The 21,668-nt window shown below is 36.4% G+C and carries 17 protein-coding genes and 1 pseudogene; 14 read left to right on the forward strand and 4 right to left on the reverse strand.

From position 1 onward, the window contains the following. Positions 1–36 precede the first annotated feature (36 nt). The gene (gene xylA / locus G4D61_RS16325; RefSeq protein ID WP_035354677.1) at positions 37–1,371 is read right to left on the reverse strand and encodes a xylose isomerase; all 1,335 of its coding nucleotides are present in this window, start codon (positions 1,369–1,371) and stop codon (positions 37–39) included. Positions 1,372–1,598: 227 nt separating this feature from the next. On the opposite strand from xylA, the gene G4D61_RS16330 reads away from it, so the two are divergent. The 4 genes from G4D61_RS16330 (at position 1,599) to G4D61_RS16345 (ending at position 5,814) form a co-directional block, all read left to right on the forward strand. Beyond that, complete coding sequence (locus G4D61_RS16330) at positions 1,599–2,771, forward strand: ROK family transcriptional regulator (protein WP_025731035.1); 1,173 nt, start codon at positions 1,599–1,601, stop codon at positions 2,769–2,771. Positions 2,772–2,929: 158 nt separating this feature from the next. Continuing rightward, complete coding sequence (locus tag G4D61_RS16335; RefSeq protein WP_035354679.1) at positions 2,930–3,415, forward strand: SRPBCC family protein; 486 nt, start codon at positions 2,930–2,932, stop codon at positions 3,413–3,415. A 283-nt stretch (positions 3,416–3,698) separates the two neighbouring features. Beyond that, entirely contained in the window at positions 3,699–5,000 is a 1,302-nt protein-coding gene (locus G4D61_RS16340; protein ID WP_025731037.1) for a CitMHS family transporter, read from the forward strand. Between the two features lie 550 nt (positions 5,001–5,550). Beyond that, a complete protein-coding gene (locus G4D61_RS16345; RefSeq protein ID WP_025731039.1) occupies positions 5,551–5,814 on the forward strand; it encodes a hypothetical protein in 264 nt (87 codons plus the stop codon). 152 nt (positions 5,815–5,966) lie between these two features. On the opposite strand, the gene G4D61_RS16350 is transcribed toward G4D61_RS16345, so the two are convergent. Then, a complete protein-coding gene (locus G4D61_RS16350) occupies positions 5,967–6,869 on the reverse strand; it encodes a cation diffusion facilitator family transporter (protein WP_025731040.1) in 903 nt (300 codons plus the stop codon). Positions 6,870–7,191: 322 nt separating this feature from the next. Between G4D61_RS16350 and helD the strand changes: the two genes are divergently transcribed. The 10 genes and pseudogenes from helD (at position 7,192) to G4D61_RS18570 (ending at position 19,147) form a co-directional block, all read left to right on the forward strand. Further along, positions 7,192–9,471 carry an RNA polymerase recycling motor HelD gene (helD, locus tag G4D61_RS16355; protein ID WP_025731041.1) on the forward strand — a complete coding sequence of 760 codons (2,280 nt, stop codon included), beginning with the start codon at positions 7,192–7,194 and terminating at the stop codon, positions 9,469–9,471. 69 nt (positions 9,472–9,540) lie between these two features. Continuing rightward, positions 9,541–10,089, forward strand: a complete 549-nt coding sequence (locus tag G4D61_RS16360; protein ID WP_025731042.1) for a glycerol-3-phosphate responsive antiterminator — start codon at positions 9,541–9,543, stop codon at positions 10,087–10,089. Between the two features lie 166 nt (positions 10,090–10,255). Beyond that, positions 10,256–10,458, forward strand: a pseudogene (locus G4D61_RS18265) (transcriptional regulator); the annotation flags it as partial. Positions 10,459–10,524: 66 nt separating this feature from the next. Further along, positions 10,525–10,908, forward strand: a complete 384-nt coding sequence (locus tag G4D61_RS16365; protein WP_025731043.1) for a methylglyoxalase — start codon at positions 10,525–10,527, stop codon at positions 10,906–10,908. Between the two features lie 682 nt (positions 10,909–11,590). After that, positions 11,591–12,412 carry an MIP/aquaporin family protein gene (locus G4D61_RS16370; protein ID WP_025731044.1) on the forward strand — a complete coding sequence of 274 codons (822 nt, stop codon included), beginning with the start codon at positions 11,591–11,593 and terminating at the stop codon, positions 12,410–12,412. Then, on the forward strand, positions 12,412–13,902 hold the full coding sequence (gene glpK / locus G4D61_RS16375; protein WP_025731045.1) for a glycerol kinase GlpK: 1,491 nt from the start codon (positions 12,412–12,414) through the stop codon (positions 13,900–13,902). Before G4D61_RS16370 ends, glpK begins: the two co-directional genes overlap by 1 nt. Positions 13,903–14,039: 137 nt before the next feature. After that, positions 14,040–15,698, forward strand: a complete 1,659-nt coding sequence (locus G4D61_RS16380) for a glycerol-3-phosphate dehydrogenase/oxidase (RefSeq protein ID WP_035354691.1) — start codon at positions 14,040–14,042, stop codon at positions 15,696–15,698. A gap of 266 nt (positions 15,699–15,964) precedes the next feature. Next, positions 15,965–17,230 (forward strand): dicarboxylate/amino acid:cation symporter, encoded by a 1,266-nt coding sequence (locus G4D61_RS16385; protein ID WP_035354693.1) that lies wholly within the window; start codon positions 15,965–15,967, stop codon positions 17,228–17,230. 217 nt (positions 17,231–17,447) lie between these two features. Continuing rightward, a complete protein-coding gene (locus tag G4D61_RS16390) occupies positions 17,448–18,410 on the forward strand; it encodes a methyl-accepting chemotaxis protein (protein WP_035354695.1) in 963 nt (320 codons plus the stop codon). 41 nt (positions 18,411–18,451) lie between these two features. Next, the gene (locus G4D61_RS18570) at positions 18,452–19,147 is read left to right on the forward strand and encodes a Crp/Fnr family transcriptional regulator (RefSeq protein WP_025731049.1); all 696 of its coding nucleotides are present in this window, start codon (positions 18,452–18,454) and stop codon (positions 19,145–19,147) included. Between the two features lie 338 nt (positions 19,148–19,485). On the opposite strand, the gene ric is transcribed toward G4D61_RS18570, so the two are convergent. Continuing rightward, on the reverse strand, positions 19,486–20,187 hold the full coding sequence (ric, locus tag G4D61_RS16400) for an iron-sulfur cluster repair di-iron protein (RefSeq protein WP_025731050.1): 702 nt from the start codon (positions 20,185–20,187) through the stop codon (positions 19,486–19,488). Positions 20,188–20,331: 144 nt separating this feature from the next. Next, a complete protein-coding gene (locus tag G4D61_RS16405) occupies positions 20,332–21,231 on the reverse strand; it encodes a DMT family transporter (RefSeq protein ID WP_429889128.1) in 900 nt (299 codons plus the stop codon). Between the last annotated feature and the right edge of the window lie 437 nt (positions 21,232–21,668).

A 21,668-nucleotide genomic window follows, 5' to 3' on the forward strand; every position in this document is an offset into this window, starting at 1 on the left:
CGTATCTATCATTTCTGTTCACTATCGTTTCAAAGCTTAGGCAAATGTTCCTTGATATGCTTCTTGAACAATATAATGATTAAGGGTATTTTTTAATTTTTCTAGTCTGCCAGATTGATTAACAATTTCTTCTTTATCAATAATATAGTTTTCTAATGATTTAAAGTCAGCTTTACCAGAAACGATATCAGCTCCTACACCTTGTTGATAGCTGCTGTAACGTTCTTCAATAAATTCGTCAAATACACGATCTTCAATGAGGCGGTTCGCCACCTTTAAACCAAGCGCGTAACTATCCATGCCGGCAATATGGGCATAGAATAAGTCTTCAGGCATAAAGGAAGATCTGCGAGGTTTCGCATCAAAGTTTAGTCCGCCTCTGCCAAGCCCGCCATTTTTAAGAACTTCATACATTGTAAGAGTGGTAGCATAAAGATCTGTTGGGAATTCATCTGTATCCCAGCCGAGTAGCATATCACCTTGGTTCGCATCAAGTGAACCGAGAAGTCCATGTGTGCTTGCTACACGAATTTCGTGGTCAAATGTATGACCAGCTAATGTTGCATGGTTTGCTTCAAGATTCAACTTGAAATGTTTATCTAAATCATAAGTTTTTAAGAATGCAATTGTTGTAGCTGCATCGAAGTCGTATTGATGCTTTGTTGGTTCTTTCGGTTTTGGCTCAATTAAAAATTGAGCATCAAAGCCAATTTCTTTTGCATAATCAACAGCCATATGGAAGAAACGAGCAATATTATCTTGCTCAAATTTCATATCTGTATTAAGTAATGTTTCATAACCTTCGCGTCCGCCCCAGAATACATAGTTTTCAGCACCAAGTTCTTTCCCAACTTCTAGACCTTTTTTCACTTGCGCCGCAGCATATGCAAATACGTCTGCATTGCAGGAAGAAGCAGCACCATGAACGAATCTAGGGTTTGTAAACATATTTGCTGTATTCCAAAGTAATTTTACATTGCTTGTCTTCATATATTCTTTAATCATTGAAACGATTTCATCAAGATTTCTATTTGTTTCTCTTAATGTATCACCTTCAGGAGCAATATCACGATCATGGAAGCAGAAGAATGGGTTACCTAACTTTTCGAAAAATTCAAAAGCAGCTTCAACTCTTGCTTTTGCTAAATCCATTCCTTTTAAGTGATTCCAAGGACGAATTGTTGTACCAACACCGAAAGGATCAGAACCATCTTGAGTGAGTGTATGCCAATAAGCAACAGAGAAACGTAAATGGTCTCTCATTGATTTACCAGCGACGATTTCGTCGGGATTATAATGATTGAACGAGAGGTCACTTTTTAATTGTTTGCCAGAATAATTGATTTTACTTACATTAGGAAAGTATGCCATCATGAATCCTCCTCGAATAAATATGTTTTTTAGTTGAAACCGCATTCATTAAATCGTAAAAATTTTGTACTTTGTTTACCCTCTAAACTAAGTACACGTTTATAATAACACCATCATTTTCAAAAAACAATATTTTTTTACAATAAAAAGTGAGGTAAAATAAAAATATCAAGAGTATGAACAGATAGTTTGTTTAATGACTATATGAACTTAGAAAGAGGATGTTAATGAATACAGCAGATCAATCATTCGTGAAAATTCATAACCAAAAAATTATCTTAAATAATATTATTCATCATTATCCTGTATCACGGGCGAAACTTTCACAAATGACAAAACTAAATAAAGCAACGATTTCTTCGCAAACTGCTTCATTAATCGAGAAAAAGCTTGTAACTGAGATTGGGACGGGATCATCGAGCGGCGGAAGAAAACCAGTTATGCTTGTTTTTAATAAAGATGCAGGCTATGCCATTGGAGTCGATATCGGCGTTACGTATATGTTAACGATGTTAACGGATTTGGAAGGAAATATGATTTATAGCGACTATATTGAACTGGAAGATAACTCTTTTGAAGCGGTTGAACCAATTCTATTGGAAAGAATTGAGCTCGTGTCGAAAAAAGCGCCGTTATCACCTTATGGAATTATTGGAATCGGAGTAGGTATTCACGGTTTCGTCAATCGAGAAGAAATGGTTATATTTACACCAAATTCAAAATGGAAGGACGTCAATTTAAAGAAGATATTAGAAGAGCGTTTCCGTTGTCCTGTATTGATTGATAACGAAGCAAATACTGGAGCGTACGGGGAGAAGTTGTTCGGAGCAATTAGACAATGTAAAAATAGTGTTTATGTTAGTCTTGGAATTGGAATTGGACTTGGAATTGTTGTCAATGATGAACTATATCGGGGGACAGAAGGGTTTTCCGGTGAAATGGGGCATATGACAATTGATTTTAATGGCAAACAATGTGGCTGTGGAAACCAAGGATGTTGGGAACTTTATGCCTCCGAAAAGGCATTTTACCAAAACCTTTCTCATCTTAAAAATATTGAAAAGGTGACACTGGAACAGGCAAGCAAATGGATTCAAGAAAACGACGGAGATGCACTGAAAGCCTTAAAGGAATTTGGTTATTATGTAGGGGTTGGTCTAACCAATATTATTAATACTTTCAATCCGGAGGCAATTGTGATAAGAAGCAATTTAATAGAATCGAATCCGATTGTGCTGAATTGGATTCAAAGTACAATTTCTTCTAGAATTTCTCGCTATGTTCATCAAAGTCACCAAATTTATATTTCACAGCTAAACAGAAATGCGACTGCTTTAGGTGCTGCTTCTCTTATTATTCAGCACTTCCTAATGGATTCAAAATATATTAACGCAAACTAATGGTGTTTAGACTATCTTTGTTCATTTAAAAGAGAGTAGGGATACTTTCCGCGGGCGGTCAGGGTGCTTCCTCGTAGGTATGATTTTCCTAGAGAACAATTTGGTAAAAGAGCAACAAAGCTACGATAAACAGTCATATTTAAAGGAGGACTATGAGGATGCTAGCTGTAATAGAAAAATTGGAGAGTGGTTATATCGCCAAGTTTAACCGTCCTTTCAAATATTCTGTTAGTCGAGTTTGGGCCGCTTTAACCGAGAATGATAAATTGGAAAGATGGATGCCTAATCTTCAAATACAAGACCTTCGAAAGGGAGGTACCATTAAATTTGACATGAAAGATGGCTCCGGGAAATGTTTTGACATTAACATTTTAGATGTTAAGGAATACTCAGTTCTTGAATATACATGGGGAGAGGATCGCGTACGTTTTGAATTGTTTCCAACTTCCGATGGTTGCTTAGTAATATTAAAGGAGTTTATTTCGACATTAACCGACCATACATCAATAGATTTGGCAGGATGGCATGTTTGCTTGGATCTTTTATCAGCTTTGTTAGATGGCCATCCAAGAGCGTTTCCAAAAGATGAGTGGGAAAAATGGCATGCGGCGTATAGTAAATCCGTTGAAAATGAATTACAATAAGACTGCTAAACCCCTTTGAGATCATTAATTCCTCAAAGGGGTTTTCTTTTATTACCCTGAAACGTGTTGGGACTGATTTGTTTGGAGAATTGACCAATATATGTTGTTTTAGACTGAAATCCAACTGCTAAAAACTGAAAAAGCTTTAAAAGTGAACGATCCAATTCCCTGTGAACAAAATGAACAAAATTGCCAAAATGATTCTTAATTCATTAATGTTGAAAACGCTTACAGAGTTAATTATTTTTAATAAACTGATAATAAAGAACGAAGGGGTGGTATGATGCTTGCGATTTTAGGATTTTTAATGATTATTGTTTTCATGTTTTTAATTATGACAAAACGGTTATCAGCCATGATTGCATTGATGGTCATTCCAATTATTTTTGCAATAATCGGTGGCTTTTGGAAAGGAATTGGAAAAATGGCGCTTGATGGCGTAACAAGTGTCGCTCCGACAGGAATTATGATTTTATTCGCCATTTTATATTTTGGGATTATGATTGATGCAGGTTTGTTTGACCCGGTTATTTCGAAAATATTAAAGATAGTAAAAGGGGATCCGCTGAAAATTGCAATCGGTACAGCAATTTTAGTTATTATGGTTTCACTTGATGGAGATGGTACAACAACATATATGATTGCGATTTCCGCAATGTTTCCGCTCTATAAAAGAATTGGCATGCGGCCGCTAATTTTAGCGGGGTTGGCCGTTTCTGGTTCAGGTGTCATGAACTTATTGCCGTGGGGAGGTCCAACGGCGAGGGCGATGAGTGCACTCGGACTCGATTCATCCGATCTTTTCACACCAGTTATCCCATCGATGATTGGCGGCGTTTTGTTCGTATTGTTTATTGCTTATTATCTTGGACGTAAAGAAAGAAAAAGAATCGGCATTCTTAATATTGATAAAGATACTTTGGCACAACAGGCGGCGGCTGTTGCTACTGGTGCAGGAGAAAACGCGAAACGTCCAAAACTTATTCTTTTTAACGGTATATTAACGATTGCTTTGTTAGTAGGACTGATTATGGAAGTATTGCCTACGCCAATTTTGTTTATGATTGGATTTGCGATTGCGATTATGGTGAATTATCCGCATATGGATATGCAAAAGGAGAGAATCGCCTCATATGCATCTAATGCGTTATCGGTTGTTTCAATGATTTTTGCGGCTGGCATTTTCACAGGCATTCTGTCAGGGACGAAAATGATTGATGCAATGGCGAATACACTAATTTCACATGTACCTGCTGCATTAGGACCGCATTTTGCTGTCATTACTGCTATTATTAGTGCGCCATTTACATTCTTTATGTCTAATGATGCTTTTTATTTCGGTGTGTTGCCACTGATTGCAAAAGCGGCTTCGGCTTATGGAATAGATCCTGCTGTAATTGGTAGAGCATCTTTGTTAGGGTTGCCAGTGCACTTATTAAGTCCGCTTGTGCCATCTACTTATTTGCTTGTTGGAATGGTTGGTGCAGAATTCGGTGATTTACAGCGATCATTCTTAAAATGGGCTTGTGGTTCAGCGCTCGTAATGATTATTGTAGCACTCATTTTAGGGATTATTACATTTTAAAAAAGTCAGCCGTAATGGCTGGCCTTTTTTGTGCTCTGGCCTAGGAGAGGGTTTCTATTCATGTGAACTTTTTTATTCTCTTGCTAGTAAATAACTGTACCAACAATTATTACGAAATGATAAGAATGATACTTAAAATAAGCTACTTTTTTTAACCTCAATTATTAAAAAAGATTATTGACCTTCGAAGCTTTCATTGAGAATATGGAATCGAATAAAATATTCAGAAAAAATCATAGGGAGGATAAGATTTGTTAAGGAAAATGAAGAGGGGCTAAACATTTGTTATTCCTCAAAGTGAAGATTGGGATGTTTAATAAAAAGGGGGGGGAACTTTTTATGAGGAGTAAAAAACAACATATATTTGATTTAATAATGTATATATTGCTGTTTATTTTTTTTATATTTTGGAGCGACATGCCCACAACTTATATTTGGATAATAACGATAGTATATAGCGTGATCATTGTTTTTAAGTTAATCAAGATTTTCAGCAAGGAAAAGAAAAAAGATTATAAGCAATAATCATCAATGGTAAAGGGAGAAATTCATGAAGAAACTTGTTACAAAAAGAAATTTATTGATTCTAAGTGTTATGATTACTGTAATTACTGCCATGATTCCAAATCTTGGCATGAAAGTTATTGGTGAATATCACCATTATGGTTGTCCTGCAGAAGTATTGAGTTATGCCAGTAACTGGAGAATTGGATTTTCGCTGTGGAACTTTCTTTTTAATATAGTGTTTTATTATTTCACATTAAGAATATTGATGATAATCATAAAAGGGTTTATCCCGAAAAGCCCACACTAATATAGATAGATATGCATTAAGACTGTTCCTTATATATATATTTAATCCAGTACTATATAAAAAACCCCAAAAGTTAGTGGTGGAATCTAACTGTTTGAGGCCAATTTTATTTTAATCCTGTTTAAAAATTGAGCTCAGGATTAAACTTAATCTTATTGTTTATCATCCGGAAAATATGGATTTAAATGAATAAGCACTTCTTGGATATGGTCATTTCTTTTCATTAAAGCTTGTTTAATTTGTTTGCCGAGATCATGGCCTTCTTTGATGGTTTTGTTGTAGTCAATTGAAATGCGAATATCGACAAGTATGTAATTACCATGCTCACGCGCACGAACACGGTCAATTCGTCTCACATCAGGAAATGAATGAATCGTCTCTTCTAATTCCTTCATTAAGTCATGATTTACATTGCTCTCCATTAAAATATTAAAAGATTCAGCTAAAATCCCCTGCGAAATTCGGAAAATTAAATAGGCGACAAAAATACTCGCTACTTTATCACCGTATAATAGGAAGGAGAGATGAAGATATTCTCCAATTAACGATAAAACAACACCGATGGCAGCGGCGATAGATGCTACAATATCTGCTTTATGATCATAGGCAATTGCTTCAATCGCTTTACTATTATTTTTAGTGGCTACATTTAAAGAATAGCGGTATAACAATTCTTTTAAAAGATACGAAAAAAGCGCAACCCATAAAGCAAGAATAGATGGAGACTGCAGCGGATGGAAAAATCCGATTATAGCTTCAAAGACGACATAAAACGCAACTAAAAGAAGAATAAGACCGACGATGCCTGAAACAATGACCTCTGCTTTACCATGTCCGTATGGATGTTCTTCATCAGCTGGTTTATTTGCTACTTTGATGACTAAAAGAACGATAACAGATGCAAAAACATCAGCTGCTGAATGAATCCCATCTGCGAAAACGGCGTCACTATGTCCGAACCAGCCGACAACCGTTTTTCCAACCATTAATACGACATTGCTCCAAACACTAATCCATGCGACTTTTCGCGCTAATGATTCGCGAGTACTTAGCATAATGACACCTCAATTACTCATCTATTAAAGTTGGTCTTTACATTGTACCCTTTTTTAACAGGATGAGTCTAGAAAACGTCTAAAAAACATAGTGGAAATATTGTTTGTAGAAAGATAATGAGCTATTCAAAAAAATGAAGAATGAAAGAGGTTGTCTTTCGAATAAGAATGGAGAATAAACGAATGGTAAGAAGAGATAAAATATGATATACTAACAGATGCAAACGATATTTATTAAAAAATAAAAATATCCAATAATACTATATCACATTTAATGGATATGTGTCAACTATTTTGCATCAAATAAGGGACGGTGTTGATCATGACTCAAGATAAGGAATGGATACAGGAGCAGGAACGGGTTGATTATACAATTTCTAAAATGAAAGAAGAAAAGGAAACGCTTCTTGCACGTTCCAAAAGTGTGCAAGGAGAAGCAAAGGAAATTCGAAATACATTTTGGGACGATGTAACGGTTAACTTCGATGAACCGGATGATGTCATTGAAACATATGCCAGTGTAACGCAACAAGCAGAATTGCTTGCGGAACGTGAACGAAGCTATGGACATATGGAAGAGGAAATTAAAACATTAGATCGTTTAATCTATTCTCCTTACTTCGCCCGTGTGGATTTCCATGAAGGAGAGGAACCGCCTGAATCGATTTATATTGGGATTTCCTCTTATTTAGATGGGGATGAATATCTTGTTTATGATTGGCGCGCCCCGATTTCAAGCATTTATTATGATGGAGTGCCGGGTCCTGTATCATATCAGGCTCCAGACGGCGTTCGTGAGGGCATTATGGATTTGAAAAGGCAATTTTTAATCCGATCGGGTAAAATTCAGGCGCTTTTTGATACAGGTGTTTCCATTGGGGATGAAATGTTGCAGGAGATCCTTGGATCACAGGCTGATACCCATATGAAAAATATTGTTGCTACCATTCAAAAAGAGCAAAACCAAATTATCCGCAATGTATCAAGCAATTTATTGTTTGTACAAGGTGCTGCTGGAAGTGGAAAAACATCCGTTGCCTTACAAAGGATTGCCTATTTACTTTACCGGTATCGTGATTCGTTGCATTCTGAACAAATCGTATTATTTTCACCAAATCAGTTGTTTAATCACTATATTTCGAAAGTGTTGCCTGAGCTTGGTGAACAAAATATGGTTCAAACGACTTTTCTTGAATATACGCAGCATCATGTTGGTCCATCTTTAAAGGTTGAGAGCTTGCTTGAGCAAATGGAAGAGAGTTTAACTGAAGAAGAAACAAATGAACGCGCACAGTCCATTGAAATAAAAGGCAGTTTACGATTTTTCCACGAGATAGGGGAGTATGCAAAACAATTATTAAAAGGAGGAATTGTTTTTCGTGATATTCGTTTCAAAGGCGAGGTGATCATTTCAAAAGAGGAAATTGCTGATCTCTTTTATCAATATGAAGATCGGTATTCTTTGCCGAATCGCTTTCAGCTTGTCACAAAACAACTTTTAAAAAGATTGCAGGAAGTTGCGAAAAATGAACGTAAAAAGCCGTGGGTAGAGGAGGAAATAGAACTGCTTGATCGTAAGCAATTTCAAGAAGCCTATCGTTACGCGGCAAAAAGAGTGAGAAAGGATAAGGACGATTTTAAAGGGCATGACTATGAAAAAGAATTTTTAGCCAAGAAAATCGTAAACCATCGCTTCCGCAAAATACGAAAGTACATTAAACAATATCGCTATTTCAATATAAATGCACAATATTTGCAGTTTCTAAAACAAAAAGGAGAAAGCGTACTTATAAAGCAAACATTAACGGCGTTTCGAAATGGAACATTGCTTTTCGAAGATACAGTCCCATATATGTATTTATTAGACTTGCTGACTGGGAAGAAGCCTTCTAATTCGATAAAATACGTTTTTATCGATGAAATTCAAGACTACTCGCCAATTCAGCTTGCCTATATGCGTTTCCTATTTCCTTATAGCAAATTTACAATGCTTGGTGATTTGAATCAGTCTATTTTTGGCAGTGCAACGAATTCACCGCTAAAAATGGCACATGAAATTTTTGGGGAAGAAAAGGCTGAAATTGTTTACTTAACAAAAAGCTACCGCTCAACATCAGCTATTACGAAATTTACGAAAGAGCTGCTGCCAAATGGCGAAAAAATTGATTGGTTTGAACGGCCAGGTGAGCTTCCAATTGTGACGATTGCTAGTAATTCTGGAGATGCCATTGAAAAAATCAAAAAACATGCTAAAATGTTAGCACAAAAAAGCAGCTCTGTTGCACTCATTGGAAAGTCAAAGAGACAATGTGAAAAAGTATATGAGCAGCTGAAAGATGAGCTGGATGTCACATTAATTGATAAAGAATATAGCGAGCTGCCGGAGGGGATGATCATTTTACCTTCGTACCTTGCAAAAGGATTGGAGTTTGACAGTGTGATAATACTGGATGCTTCAAATAAAACATATGCGAAGGAATCTGAGCGTACATTGCTATATACAGTTTGTACGCGGGCAATGCATCATCTAGTGCTCGTTGTAAATGAACAGCCATCAACATTATTAGATGTAGTTCCGAAAGAATTGTATGTGATCGAATAAAATGAGAATGAGGTCACCATCGCCATCAGTGAATGGTGGCTTCGCTTAATAGAAAAAAGGATGAAGATTATGGCTTTTAAACGAAAAATATTACCAGCCTCAGCAAATATGCGTGAATTCGAAAAATTTTTACAAAGTGATTATCAGATTGGTGTTTTTCTAGAAATGCATATTGCACAGTTGAAAAATGTTGCTAAAATGGCTAAAGAGTACAATAAAAAAATGATCTATCACGTCGATCTTATACAAGGGATTAAAAATGATGAATATGCAACTGAATATATTTGCCAAGAGTACAAGCCATATGGGTTAATTTCTACAAAGTCAAATGTAATTCAAAAGGCGAAGCAAAAAGGTGTAAAGTCTGTACAAAGAATGTTTTTAATTGATTCCCATGCTCTTGAGAAAAGTTACAAATTAGTAGAACGTACAAGACCAGATTATATTGAAGTATTGCCTGGCATTATGCCATGGATGATCCAAGAAGTAAAAGAAAGACTGCAAATCCCGATTTTTGCAGGCGGACTTATTCGTACGAAAGAAGAAGTAGAGCAAGCAATTAAAGCAGGCGCAGAAGCAATTACCACTTCAAATACACATCTATGGGATGAATTTTAATAAAAAGTTTGATTGAAATCCTGTTATTGCAGGATTTTTTTATGATAGAGCAGGTTTATTCAACAAGAAACTTGCTGAAAATATAAACATTCAACGTGTGCTTAAACATGTTTGATTGCATGATTACGCAACCGTATAGTTGTATGGAGTTGCTTATATATAAAATATGAATTGGGACAAAGAAGCTATATTTAAAAGCAAGCTGCCATTCTATAACCTACGGCACGTCTCATTATGAAGCACAGCCTTTCCATTTCACGGCAGGAGATCGCTAAACATATTTCTGTATTGGAAGATGGAAGGCGCGGGAAATCAAAACGAAAGGGAATATATCGAGTACCTACATTTAACAACGAACCACTTAAAAATTTTTCTGATTTGTGCAAGACTGTTAGTAGAGTTTCATACCTCAGAAATAGAAGGAGGAAACACATTATGCAAATCATTGTTACTAGTATCTTTGTTCAAGACCAAGAGAAGGCACTAAAGTTTTATACAGAAACGCTAGGATTTGTAAAAAAGCATGATGTTCCCGTCGGAGAATTTAGGTGGATAGCCCTCGTTTCACCTCATGATCAAGATGGTACCGAGCTTTTGCTTGAACCGAATAACCATCCTGCGGCCGCAGAGTATCAAAACAAGATATTTGCTGAGGGCATCCCAGCGACAATGTTTGGTGTTGCAGATGTCTGCGAAGAATACGACCGATTAATCAAACATGGAGTGAAGTTTACTGTTGAGCCGACAGAAATGGACGGAGTCACATTGGCTGTCTTTGATGATACATGCGGCAACCTTATTCAAATCGTGCAGAAGTAACTGTATGAAGAAGTCACCTAGTATTCACATGACTTCATTAGTATGTTTTAAGTTTCGGCAAAGTGTTTTTATTAAAAAATAAACAACATTATGTTACCCTGTCCTCATTTTGGAACAGGGTTATAATGTTTTAGGTATTATATAAAATGAAATAACAATATTGTCATTCTCCAACACTGCGATTAGTTGCCTTAACTCTAAAGGGGTGCTTTAATGCTATAAGAAACCATTAAACTTTATTATAAAAAGTGGATATTTAACCAAATAGAAGATCGTTATCTTTATTCAAGATTCTAAGCATCCTAAGTTGTGAGACTCCTGCGGGAAAAGTAAGATAGATGAGACTTTGCAGGCGTGAAACGGCGATGAGGATCAGCATCCCCCCGTGGAAGGCGAGCATCCTTGCGCGAATTTAACTACTTTTTTCAGGAGCGGATCTATTAAAACCAAACAATAAGTATTTGTTAAAAATGTTTGAATGAAATGTTGACAAAATGTGAAGAAAGCGTTATCATAATCTCAAGTTAATAATTGCGCAGGAGAACAAGGAGCCCAGTAATTCGTATCGTATTTTATACGGAATTGGGTTTTCTTGTTCTTTTCTTTTGGAAGGGAGGAACCTTCATATATAAGGGGTTAAGGGTAACCTTATGAATGGCATGGATGGAAGGGGAAGAGAACAATGAATGCATATCTCGGAGAATTAATTGGAACAGCCATATTAGTTATTTTCGGTGCAGGTGTTTGTGCCAATGTAAATTTAAAAAAATCATTTGCTCATAATAGCGGCTGGATTGTTATTTCTTTCGGCTGGGGCCTTGCCGTTGCGATTGCAGCATATGCAGTAGGAAAATTTAGCGGTGCTCATTTAAATCCTGCCTTAACGATTGCGCTTGCTTTTGAAGGCAGTTTTCCTTGGTCAAAAGTGGTGGGTTATATTGCGGCTCAAATGATAGGGGCTATTATCGGAGCAACAGTCGTATATTTTCATTTTCTACCGCACTGGAAGGAAACGGAAGATCCAGGTACAAAATTAGGTGTTTTTTCAACCGGACCAGCGATACCAAACTATTTTGCCAATCTATTAAGTGAATTTATTGGTACCTTTATTTTAGTGTTAGCCATTTTAGCGATTGGTGCGAATAAATTCGCAGAAGGGCTTAACCCTTTTATTGTTGGGTTTTTAATTGTTGCGATTGGACTTTCTTTAGGCGGTACAACAGGATATGCAATTAATCCGGCTCGTGATTTAGGACCGCGTATCGCTCACTTTATTTTACCGATCGCTGGAAAAGGGCCATCAAATTGGTCATATGCGTGGATTCCTGTTATAGGGCCGATTTTAGGAGGTTCATTTGGAGGAGTATTCTATAGAGCAGTGTTCTTAGGTGATTGGACAGCATCTTTTTGGTATATATTGGCTATTAGTTGTGTTGTTTTACTGATATTATGGATAGTGGAAAAAAAAAGAATAGTAGGTTCGAAGGTTAGGAGAGTGGCATAATGGAAAAATATATTTTATCAATTGACCAAGGTACAACAAGTTCAAGAGCAATCTTGTTTAATCATAAAGGAGAAGTCGTTCGGGTTGCCCAAAAGGAAATTCCGCAACATTTCCCACAACCGGGATGGGTAGAACATAATGCGAGTGAAATATGGGGCTCAGTGCTGGCGGTAATTGCAACCGTTTTATCGGAGGCAGATATAGAAGCGAAGCAAATCGCAGCTATCGGTATTACGAATCAACGTGAAACAGCTGTTGTATGGGATAAAGAAACAGGACACCCAATTTATAACGCCATCGTGTGGCAATCACGGCAAACAGCAGGGATTTGTGAGGAACTGAAAAAGAAAGGCTACGAAGACTTAGTTCGTGAAAAAACAGGATTATTAATAGATCCGTATTTTTCAGGAACAAAAATTAAATGGATTTTGGATCATGTTGAAGGTGCGAGAGAACGTGCTGAAAAAGGTGAACTTTTATTCGGTACAATTGATACTTGGCTCATTTGGAAGCTTTCTGGCGGTAAAGCGCATGTAACAGACTATTCAAATGCTTCAAGAACTTTGCTTTACAATATTTACGATTTACAATGGGATGATGAACTGTTGGAAATGCTGGATGTACCGAAATCAATGCTTCCTGAAGTGAAACCATCCTCATATGAATATGCCAAGACGGTTCCGTATCATTTCTTTGGTTGCGAAGTACCAATTGCCGGTGTAGCAGGTGACCAGCAAGCGGCACTATTTGGGCAAGCGTGTTTTGAAGAAGGCATGGCAAAAAATACGTACGGTACAGGTTGCTTCATGCTCATGAACACAGGTGAGAAAGGCGTAAAGTCAAAACACGGTCTGTTGACGACGCTAGCATGGGGAATTGATGGAAAGGTTGAATATGCATTAGAAGGAAGTATTTTCGTGGCAGGTTCCGCTGTCCAATGGCTTCGCGACGGTTTAAGAATGATTAAAGATAGCGCCCAAAGTGAAGATTATGCAACAAAAGTAGAATCAACAGAAGGCGTTTATGTCGTGCCAGCATTTGTTGGCTTAGGGACACCATATTGGGATAGCGATGTACGTGGAGCTGTCTTCGGTTTAACAAGAGGTACAACGAAAGAGCATTTCATTCGAGCAACATTAGAATCGTTAGCTTATCAAACAAAAGATGTTTTAACAGCAATGGAAGCTGATTCTAATGTCCCGCTTAAGACATTGCGTGTCGATGGCGGAGCTGTGAAGAATAATTTCCTTATGCAATTCCAAAGTGATATTCTTTCTGTACCTGTAGAACGGCCGGTTGTAAGCGAAACGACTGCATTAGGCGCAGCATATTTAGCTGGACTCGCGGTTGGCTACTGGGAAAGCCGTGAAGAAATTGCAAAACAATGGAATGTTGAAAAGAGATTTGCGCCAAGTTTAGATGAAAATGTAAAAGATCAATTATACAGTGGATGGAAAAAGGCAATTCAAGCAACTATGGCTTTTAAATGATTGAAAGATTTGTTATAATATAAATAAGTTAATAATATGTCAAGAGATACAGAGAGACCTAGCAGTTTTATGGCAAAAAAACCATAATACTTGTTCAGGTCTCTTTTTGTTTTTTTACAAACAGGGGAGGATTTATAATGAAATTTTCAAGTAAACATCGTGCAGAACAACTAGAAGCTTTAAAAAAGGGAGAATTTGATTTATTTATTATTGGTGGTGGAATAACAGGGGCAGGTATTGCTTTTGATGCGGCAACAAGAGGAATGAAAGTAGCGCTTGTAGAAATGCAAGATTTTGCAGCAGGTACTTCAAGCAGATCGACTAAACTTGTACATGGAGGTCTCCGTTATTTAAAGAACTTTGAAGTCGGCCTCGTTGCTGAAGTGGGTAAAGAACGCGCAATTGTTTATGAAAATGGTCCGCACGTAACAACTCCAGAATGGATGCTGTTGCCTTTTCATCAAGGGGGAACATTCGGAAAGTTTACAACTAATATCGGCCTAAGACTATATGATTTTCTTGCTGGTGTAAAAAAATCTGAGCGTCGTTCAATGCTGACCCCTTCACAAACATTGCAGAAAGAACCGCTTGTTAAAAAAGATGGATTAAAAGGCGGCGGCTACTATGTAGAGTACCGTACGGATGATGCCCGTCTTACGATTGAAGTCATGAAAGCAGCTGTTCAAGAAGGAGCGATTGCGCTAAATTATATAAAGGCAGAAGACTTCTTATTTAAGAATGATAAAGTAGTCGGGGCAACTGTCCGTGACCAACTAACAGGTGAAACCATTCATGTGAAGGCAAAAAAAGTTGTCAATGCGACAGGCCCATGGGTAGACCGTAATTTGACGAAGGATCATTCAACCTACAAGAAAAAATTGCGTTTAACAAAAGGGGTCCACATTGTGTTTGACCAAAGTGTATTCCCGTTGAATCAAGCTGTTTACTTTGATACACCTGATGGCCGAATGGTTTTTGCGATACCGCGCGATGGAAAAACATATGTAGGTACAACAGATACTTTCTATGATCAAGATCCAGTTCATCCAAAGCCATTACCTGAAGACATTGAGTATATTCTGAAAGCTATTCATTATATGTTTCCTACAGTAAAGGTAAATGCTGAAGATGTAGAATCAAGTTGGGCAGGTGTTCGTCCCCTCATTTATGAAGAAGGAAAATCTGAATCGGAAATTTCCCGCAAAGACGAAATCTGGGAAGGAGAAACAGGTTTAATTACAATCGCTGGCGGAAAGTTAACAGGCTATCGTAAAATGGCTGAAACTGTTGTTGATCTTGTGGCAAAACAATTACAACAGCAATATGGAATGAGTTTTTCTGAATGTAAAACGAAGCATCTCCCAATTTCTGGCGGAGATCTAGGCGGCTCCAGCAATTATACACAATTCGTAAAAGAAAAAAGCCAAGAAGGAGAGCGTTATGGTCTTTCTAGTAAAGAAGCACAATATTTAGCCGGAAAATATGGATCAAATGTAGATGAACTATTTAAATGGGTGAAGGCACACCCACAAAGTGACGCGCAAACTTTATCTCCAGAGGTCTATGCGCAACTCATGTATGCAATTGAAAATGAAATGACAGTTAAACCAGTAGACTTCTTTATCCGCCGTACAGGATCTTTATATTTTAATATTCAGTGGGTTCGAAAATGGAAAGAGCCAGTAATCAATTATATGGGTGAACTATTCAATTGGGATGATGATACGAAACGGCAATATGCAGAAGAATTAGAACAAGCCATTAATGAAGCAGCACCTAAACTTGTAAATTCATAATATAAAAGCTGTCCTGATGGGCAGCTTTATCTTTTAATCGCCTTCTTGAAGATAATCTGCAAAACATATTAGCAAATTGAAGCGAAAAGTGAATCCCTGAAGCAAAAAACACTTATTAATACAATACACTGAATGTTATATACATATAATAATTGAATCTTAATATTTAGAATAATCTTATTTAAAAACTTGTTAGATTGTAGTACAATTTTAAATGGATGGGATGATAAGAGAAATTGTAAGCGTAAACACGAGGGGTGTAAACAGTGAAAATTAATTTCAAAAATCTTACAGTTCAAGTCATTACAGGTATCATTGTAGGGATTATCATTGGACTAATTTTTCCGGATTTCAGTACAAAACTGAAAATTCTTGCTGACTGGTTTATTAAATTAATTAAGATGCTTGTACCGCCAATTATTTTCTTTACAGTTGTCATCGGAATTGGCGGTATGGGAGACTTGAAAAAAGTCGGCCGTATCGGCGGAAAGGCCATTATTTATTTTGAAATTGTAAGTACGATTGCTTTAGCAATTGGACTCATAGTGGTAAATCTTATTCGTCCAGGGCATGGAATTGATACAAGCGGTGCTAAAGCAAGTTCCGTCTCACAATTTGTAACACAGGCAAAGGACAGCCATGAGGGATTTATCGGTTTTATCTCTAGTATTATTCCAGATAGTGTTGTTGGTGCATTTGTTCAAGGTGATCTGCTACCGATTCTATTTTTTGCTATACTTTTCGGGATCGCAGCTGCATCGCTTGGTGAAAAGGCAAAACCTGTCATTCATTTATTCGAACAATTAACAGATATTTTCTTCAAAATTGTAGGCATGATAATGAGAGTTTCTCCGTTAGCTGCATTTGGGGCAATGGCCTATACAATTGGGGAATTTGGCGTTGGTTCATTGAAAAATATAGCCGAACTAATGGGATCTGTTTATCTTACAATGATCGTTTTTATTCTTGTCATTCTCGGCGCAATTGCGAAAGCATTTGGGTTTAATATTTTCAAATTTATCGCCTATATAAAAGAAGAGCTTTTGCTCGTACTGGGAACATCTTCATCTGAATCGGCTTTGCCATCACTTATGAAGAAACTTGAAAACTATGGGTGTTCAAAATCAGTTGTCGGTTTAGTTGTACCAACAGGTTACTCTTTTAACTTAGATGGAACAGCAATTTATTTATCAATGGCGGCCATTTTTATTGCCCAGGCTTATGATGTACATTTAACAATCAGTCACCAAATTATGTTGTTATTAATTTTAATGCTGACATCTAAAGGGGCAGCAGGTGTAACAGGATCTGGTTTTATCACTTTAGCAGCAACATTATCGGCATTTCCGGTTATCCCGGTTCAAGGGATTGCCCTTCTGATCGGTGTTGATCGCTTCATGTCAGAATCACGTGCCATTACAAATATTATTGGAAATGCAGTGGCAACCGTCGTCATATCGAAAACGGAAAAAGAATTTGAGAAAACAGAAGGTGCCGTTCTTCAAGAAGAATCGAAGCCATTTACATCATAAAATATTCTTTTAAAAGAGAGATTGCTTGAGATGAGCGATCTCTCTTTTTTGGGTAAAAAGTCACAGACAGAGCACTGCTTTTTCGGTAAGCTAGATGTGAATGCCTTCAATCAAAATAGAAGGGTTAAAATGGAGTTTAAAGTAGTATTTTTTATACATCTTTTATAGTAATATGAAATTAACATCTTTGATTAGGGTAGAAAAAGGAGTGATTTATATGTTTTGGAAAACAAAAGAGAAGGATAGAGTGAGTCAAATATATATACTACAATCACGGGTTAATGCACTTGAAAAGGAAAAGCAGGAAATGAAAACAGCTTTAAAAACTTGGCTTTCAGCTTTCCAAGAAGAATTAGCAGCGACGATTGAGCAACATGAGCATGTAAATGGGCAACATCATATATTAGGGGACTTAGTAAAGCAAATTGAAGAAAAATTTAATAATGTTTCTTTTATTACAGAAGAAACATCTGCCCATTCCATCACTTTACTTGAAAAAGGAGATGCGCTTAAAAACTTAGCGAATGAAATGGTGAAAGAATCGCAAGCAGGAAGTCAATATGTCATTAAAGCAAAAGAAGTGATCAATCATCTAGGCAATCAAGTGAAAGAAACGAAAGAACAAATTTCAATATTAAGTCATAGATCAAGTGAAATTAGTACAATTGTCCAATTAATTAAGGATATTGCAAACCAAACAAATTTACTTGCTTTAAATGCATCAATTGAGGCGGCTAGAGCAGGGGAACATGGTAAAGGTTTTTCAATTGTTGCTGACGAAGTGCGTAAACTAGCAGAGAGTACCGCGAAAAGCACGGAACATATTGGAAAGTTAACGGAAACAATTCAAAGTGAAATAGACTTTTCCTTAAAAGCAACGGAAAAGAGTGCAGAATTTGTAAATGGGGGTATTGAAGTAAGCAGTCGGGCAGCAGAAGAAATTGCGCGTATTTTACATACGATTGAAACGAGCAAGGAACATATAGAGGATATTCAGAGCACTATTCAGCAACAGCGCGATGACGCTTTGAAAGTGAAACAAGAAGTAACAGCGGCGAAAGGATTGTTTGACGAAGCACATAAAACAATTATTCAACACATTGAAGATGCGAAAGTAGTAGATGATAAACTTGAAAAAGATATCCAACAAACTATTTCTGAACAAGCAATCTTTTCATAGAAGAATGTCTAAATGTTTGTAGGAGAGAGGTAGGGAAGACTGTGGAAAACAAGCATGAATGGATTCGGCAAATCGCTCTATTTCAGGACTTAAGTAATGAGGATCTCTCCGTGATTGCTTCCGCTATCAGGACAAAGCATGTACAAAAAGGAACACATATTTTTTATCAGCATGAACAACAGGCAGCCGTTTATTTTATTAAAGAGGGACAAGTTAAGATTTACCGCGATGATATAAATGGAAAAGAACAAATTGTTTCGCTTCTGCATGAGGGGGATATGTTCCCGCATGTTGGTTTTTTTCATAAAATTCATTATCCAGCGAATTCGATTGCTATAGTGCCAACAACACTTATGTATATTCATCTTTTAGACTTTGAAAATGTCCTAATGCAACACCCGAACATTGCGATAAAATTATATGGGATTATGAGTAAAGAGATTTTAGATTTGCAAGATCGTCTAGAAGAGCAAATGTTAAGTAATGTTTATATACAAGTTATTAATCTTTTTTTGCGTCTAGGGCGTTCACATGGGAAATGGGTCGATGATAAATATATGCTTGTCAGTATTCCGCTCAGTATTCGTGATTTAGCTAGCATGATTGGTACGACGAGGGAAACGATTAGCCGCACGATACATCAGCTAAAGGAAAAGAATATTGTCATACCACAGACAAAAGGAAAGTACTTAATTGATGTTTTTCAGTTAGAAAAAGAAAAGGGTCAGATAGAATAATAATATCTGACCCTTCATGTTGTAGAAAATTTGATTTCCGCTCTAGGGGCTGGCGATGGCGATTAGGGACCTCCTCGTCGCAAGGTTCTTGCGGTGTCTCCTGTAGATACGCCGAATCCGCCGCTTTAAAATGAATAGGAGTACATGATGATGAAGAAAAGAGAAAAAATAAAACTTGATGTAAAAGGGGGGCTCTAAACTTCTTTTATATATAAATAGAAGGAGGTTAGGACAAAACTAAAAAGTAGTTAGCTAAAGAAGAATATTGCACAAAACAGCTCCGGAAATATTCGGGTTTTCTTTAGTACATATACTTTTGTCCCGGCCTCCTTAAACTATTAGCTGGCTTGTTCAAGCAGGCGTTTAAATAAAATATTATTTTCTAAATGAATATGTTGGAATGTATCGTTTTCCAAGTTTTCTAATCGTTTATATACGAGCTGGAACGTCCTGCAAGCATCTTCTGGAAGCGTATAATCATTTGTAATTACACGGATTCGTTTTAAAATGTCACCAACAGAAGCGTGTTCATGCTCTAAATCTGTCAATTCTTTTGTCGCCTCTTGGTAATGTTCAACTGTTGGTTCGTGATCATATTGTTTAATGGATGGAAATTGTTCACTATCCTCTTTTTCTGTATGCTCTAAAAACTCAGCTTTTAATTGATTAAATAAATGATACAGCTCAACAAGATGAGGATATTTAACGCCGTGTACCCGCATTACTTTTGATACATAAGGACTTAGGCTTGGCAACTCCTCCTGCAAAAATTGATGATGTGTTTGCTGAATATGGTCAATAATTTCTGTAAAGCTTGCTTCATTCCAATTTTGATCATTACGATGTTCTTTTTGTTTATAAAGATCAGCAATCGTAGATAATAGTTCTTCCCCAGAAAGTCCGCGCTTTTCAGCGGCATCCTTTACGGAAATATTTCCACCGCAACAAAAATCAATGCGATTTTTCTTAAAAATATCTGCAGATTGAGGAAATAATGTCACAACTTCTCCAACTGTTTGTTCAACATTAAATAGTTCCATTTGAATCCACTTCCTTTCGTATTTGTTCTAATCATAAAGCATCTTTACAAATTGAATTGTGATTCAAATCACGTTCTTGAAATTTTTAAAACAAAAATAAAACATACTAATGTTAGTATGTTTATTAGACTTTTCCTATAATGATCAATCCAGCACCGTTTGATTTTTACGAACTGATTTATCTTTTTTAATTAATGTAAAAGCCATTCCACTAAAAATAAAAATAATCCCTAATGTTTGTAATAGATTAGGATGAAAGCCGGTAAATAAGATATCTAATAAAATTGCTACACATGGATCTAAAAATACTAAAATAGAAATTAATGTAGTAGGCAAAACACGTAAACTATCAAAAAATAGCAAATAAACGATACCTGTATGTATAATTCCTGTCGTTAGAACGGCAATCCAATTCAAATGAGTAAGATTTGTAAATAGATGAAAATGGACAAATGGACATAGCATCATAACTCCCAGCAATGTTTGCAATATCGTCGTTGCCAGCGGACTTAGATGATGAATACCTTTCCCTGTTAAGGTTGTGAAACAATAGAATAGGGCAGCGAGCAATGCCCAAATCATTCCAGACGATAGAAATTGGTTAAAAGAGTACAGGCTCGTGTTTGAGATCAAAATTGTTCCAGCAAAACAAATGATCATAGATATGATAGAAATAAATGTTAGCTTTTCCTTATAGAGGATGCTTCCGAATAGTAATACTAGTACAGGTGCAAGATGATAGACTGAAATCGCAATTGTAACAGATGTTTCCCCAAAAGCTTTGAATAAAAATAACCAGTTGCATACAAGAAAAAAACCGCATACTAAGGTGTGAACAACTTCCCGTCCATACCATTTTTCTCTTTTAAATTGGCCGGATAATATCCAGAATATGCTTAAACATACAGTGGCACAAAAGCAACGAACAAATACTAATTCTAAAGATGGTAAGTTAGTATGCTCTGAAAGAAATCCGATAGAACCAAATATAATCATCGAAATAATCATTTTAAACATAGCAATTGGTTTCTTCTTTTTAAACATTGCTACCTCCGTCTCCGTAGATATCTGTAACATTCGTTTTGCACTATCATCTTATTTAATGTCAATCTTATCATGTGATCGTCCTCAATTGGTCCGTTTTTATGAATATTATTTACTGATAAAAAATAGATATTGCTTCAATTTCAAAAATGTAGTATATTATTTATCTACCTATGAATAGTTTCTATATGATTTATATAGGTGCAAATAACAAACAAACTACCTTTTGAAAAATAATAGAAAAAGAAGTTGACTTTAACAAATATAGATGATATATTAATATATGTCGCTGATACGAAATAAAAAAACGTGAAGTTGACATGAATATGTTTCTATAATGATTGATCTTTGAAAACTGAACAAAACGAAACGTCAATTTTTTTATGAGCTTATATCAAACATCTTTTTGGAGAGTTTGATCCTGGCTCAGGACGAAC

The organism is Heyndrickxia ginsengihumi (genome assembly GCF_011008565.1).
In the GTDB taxonomy this organism is placed as follows: domain Bacteria; phylum Bacillota; class Bacilli; order Bacillales; family Bacillaceae_C; genus Weizmannia; species Weizmannia ginsengihumi.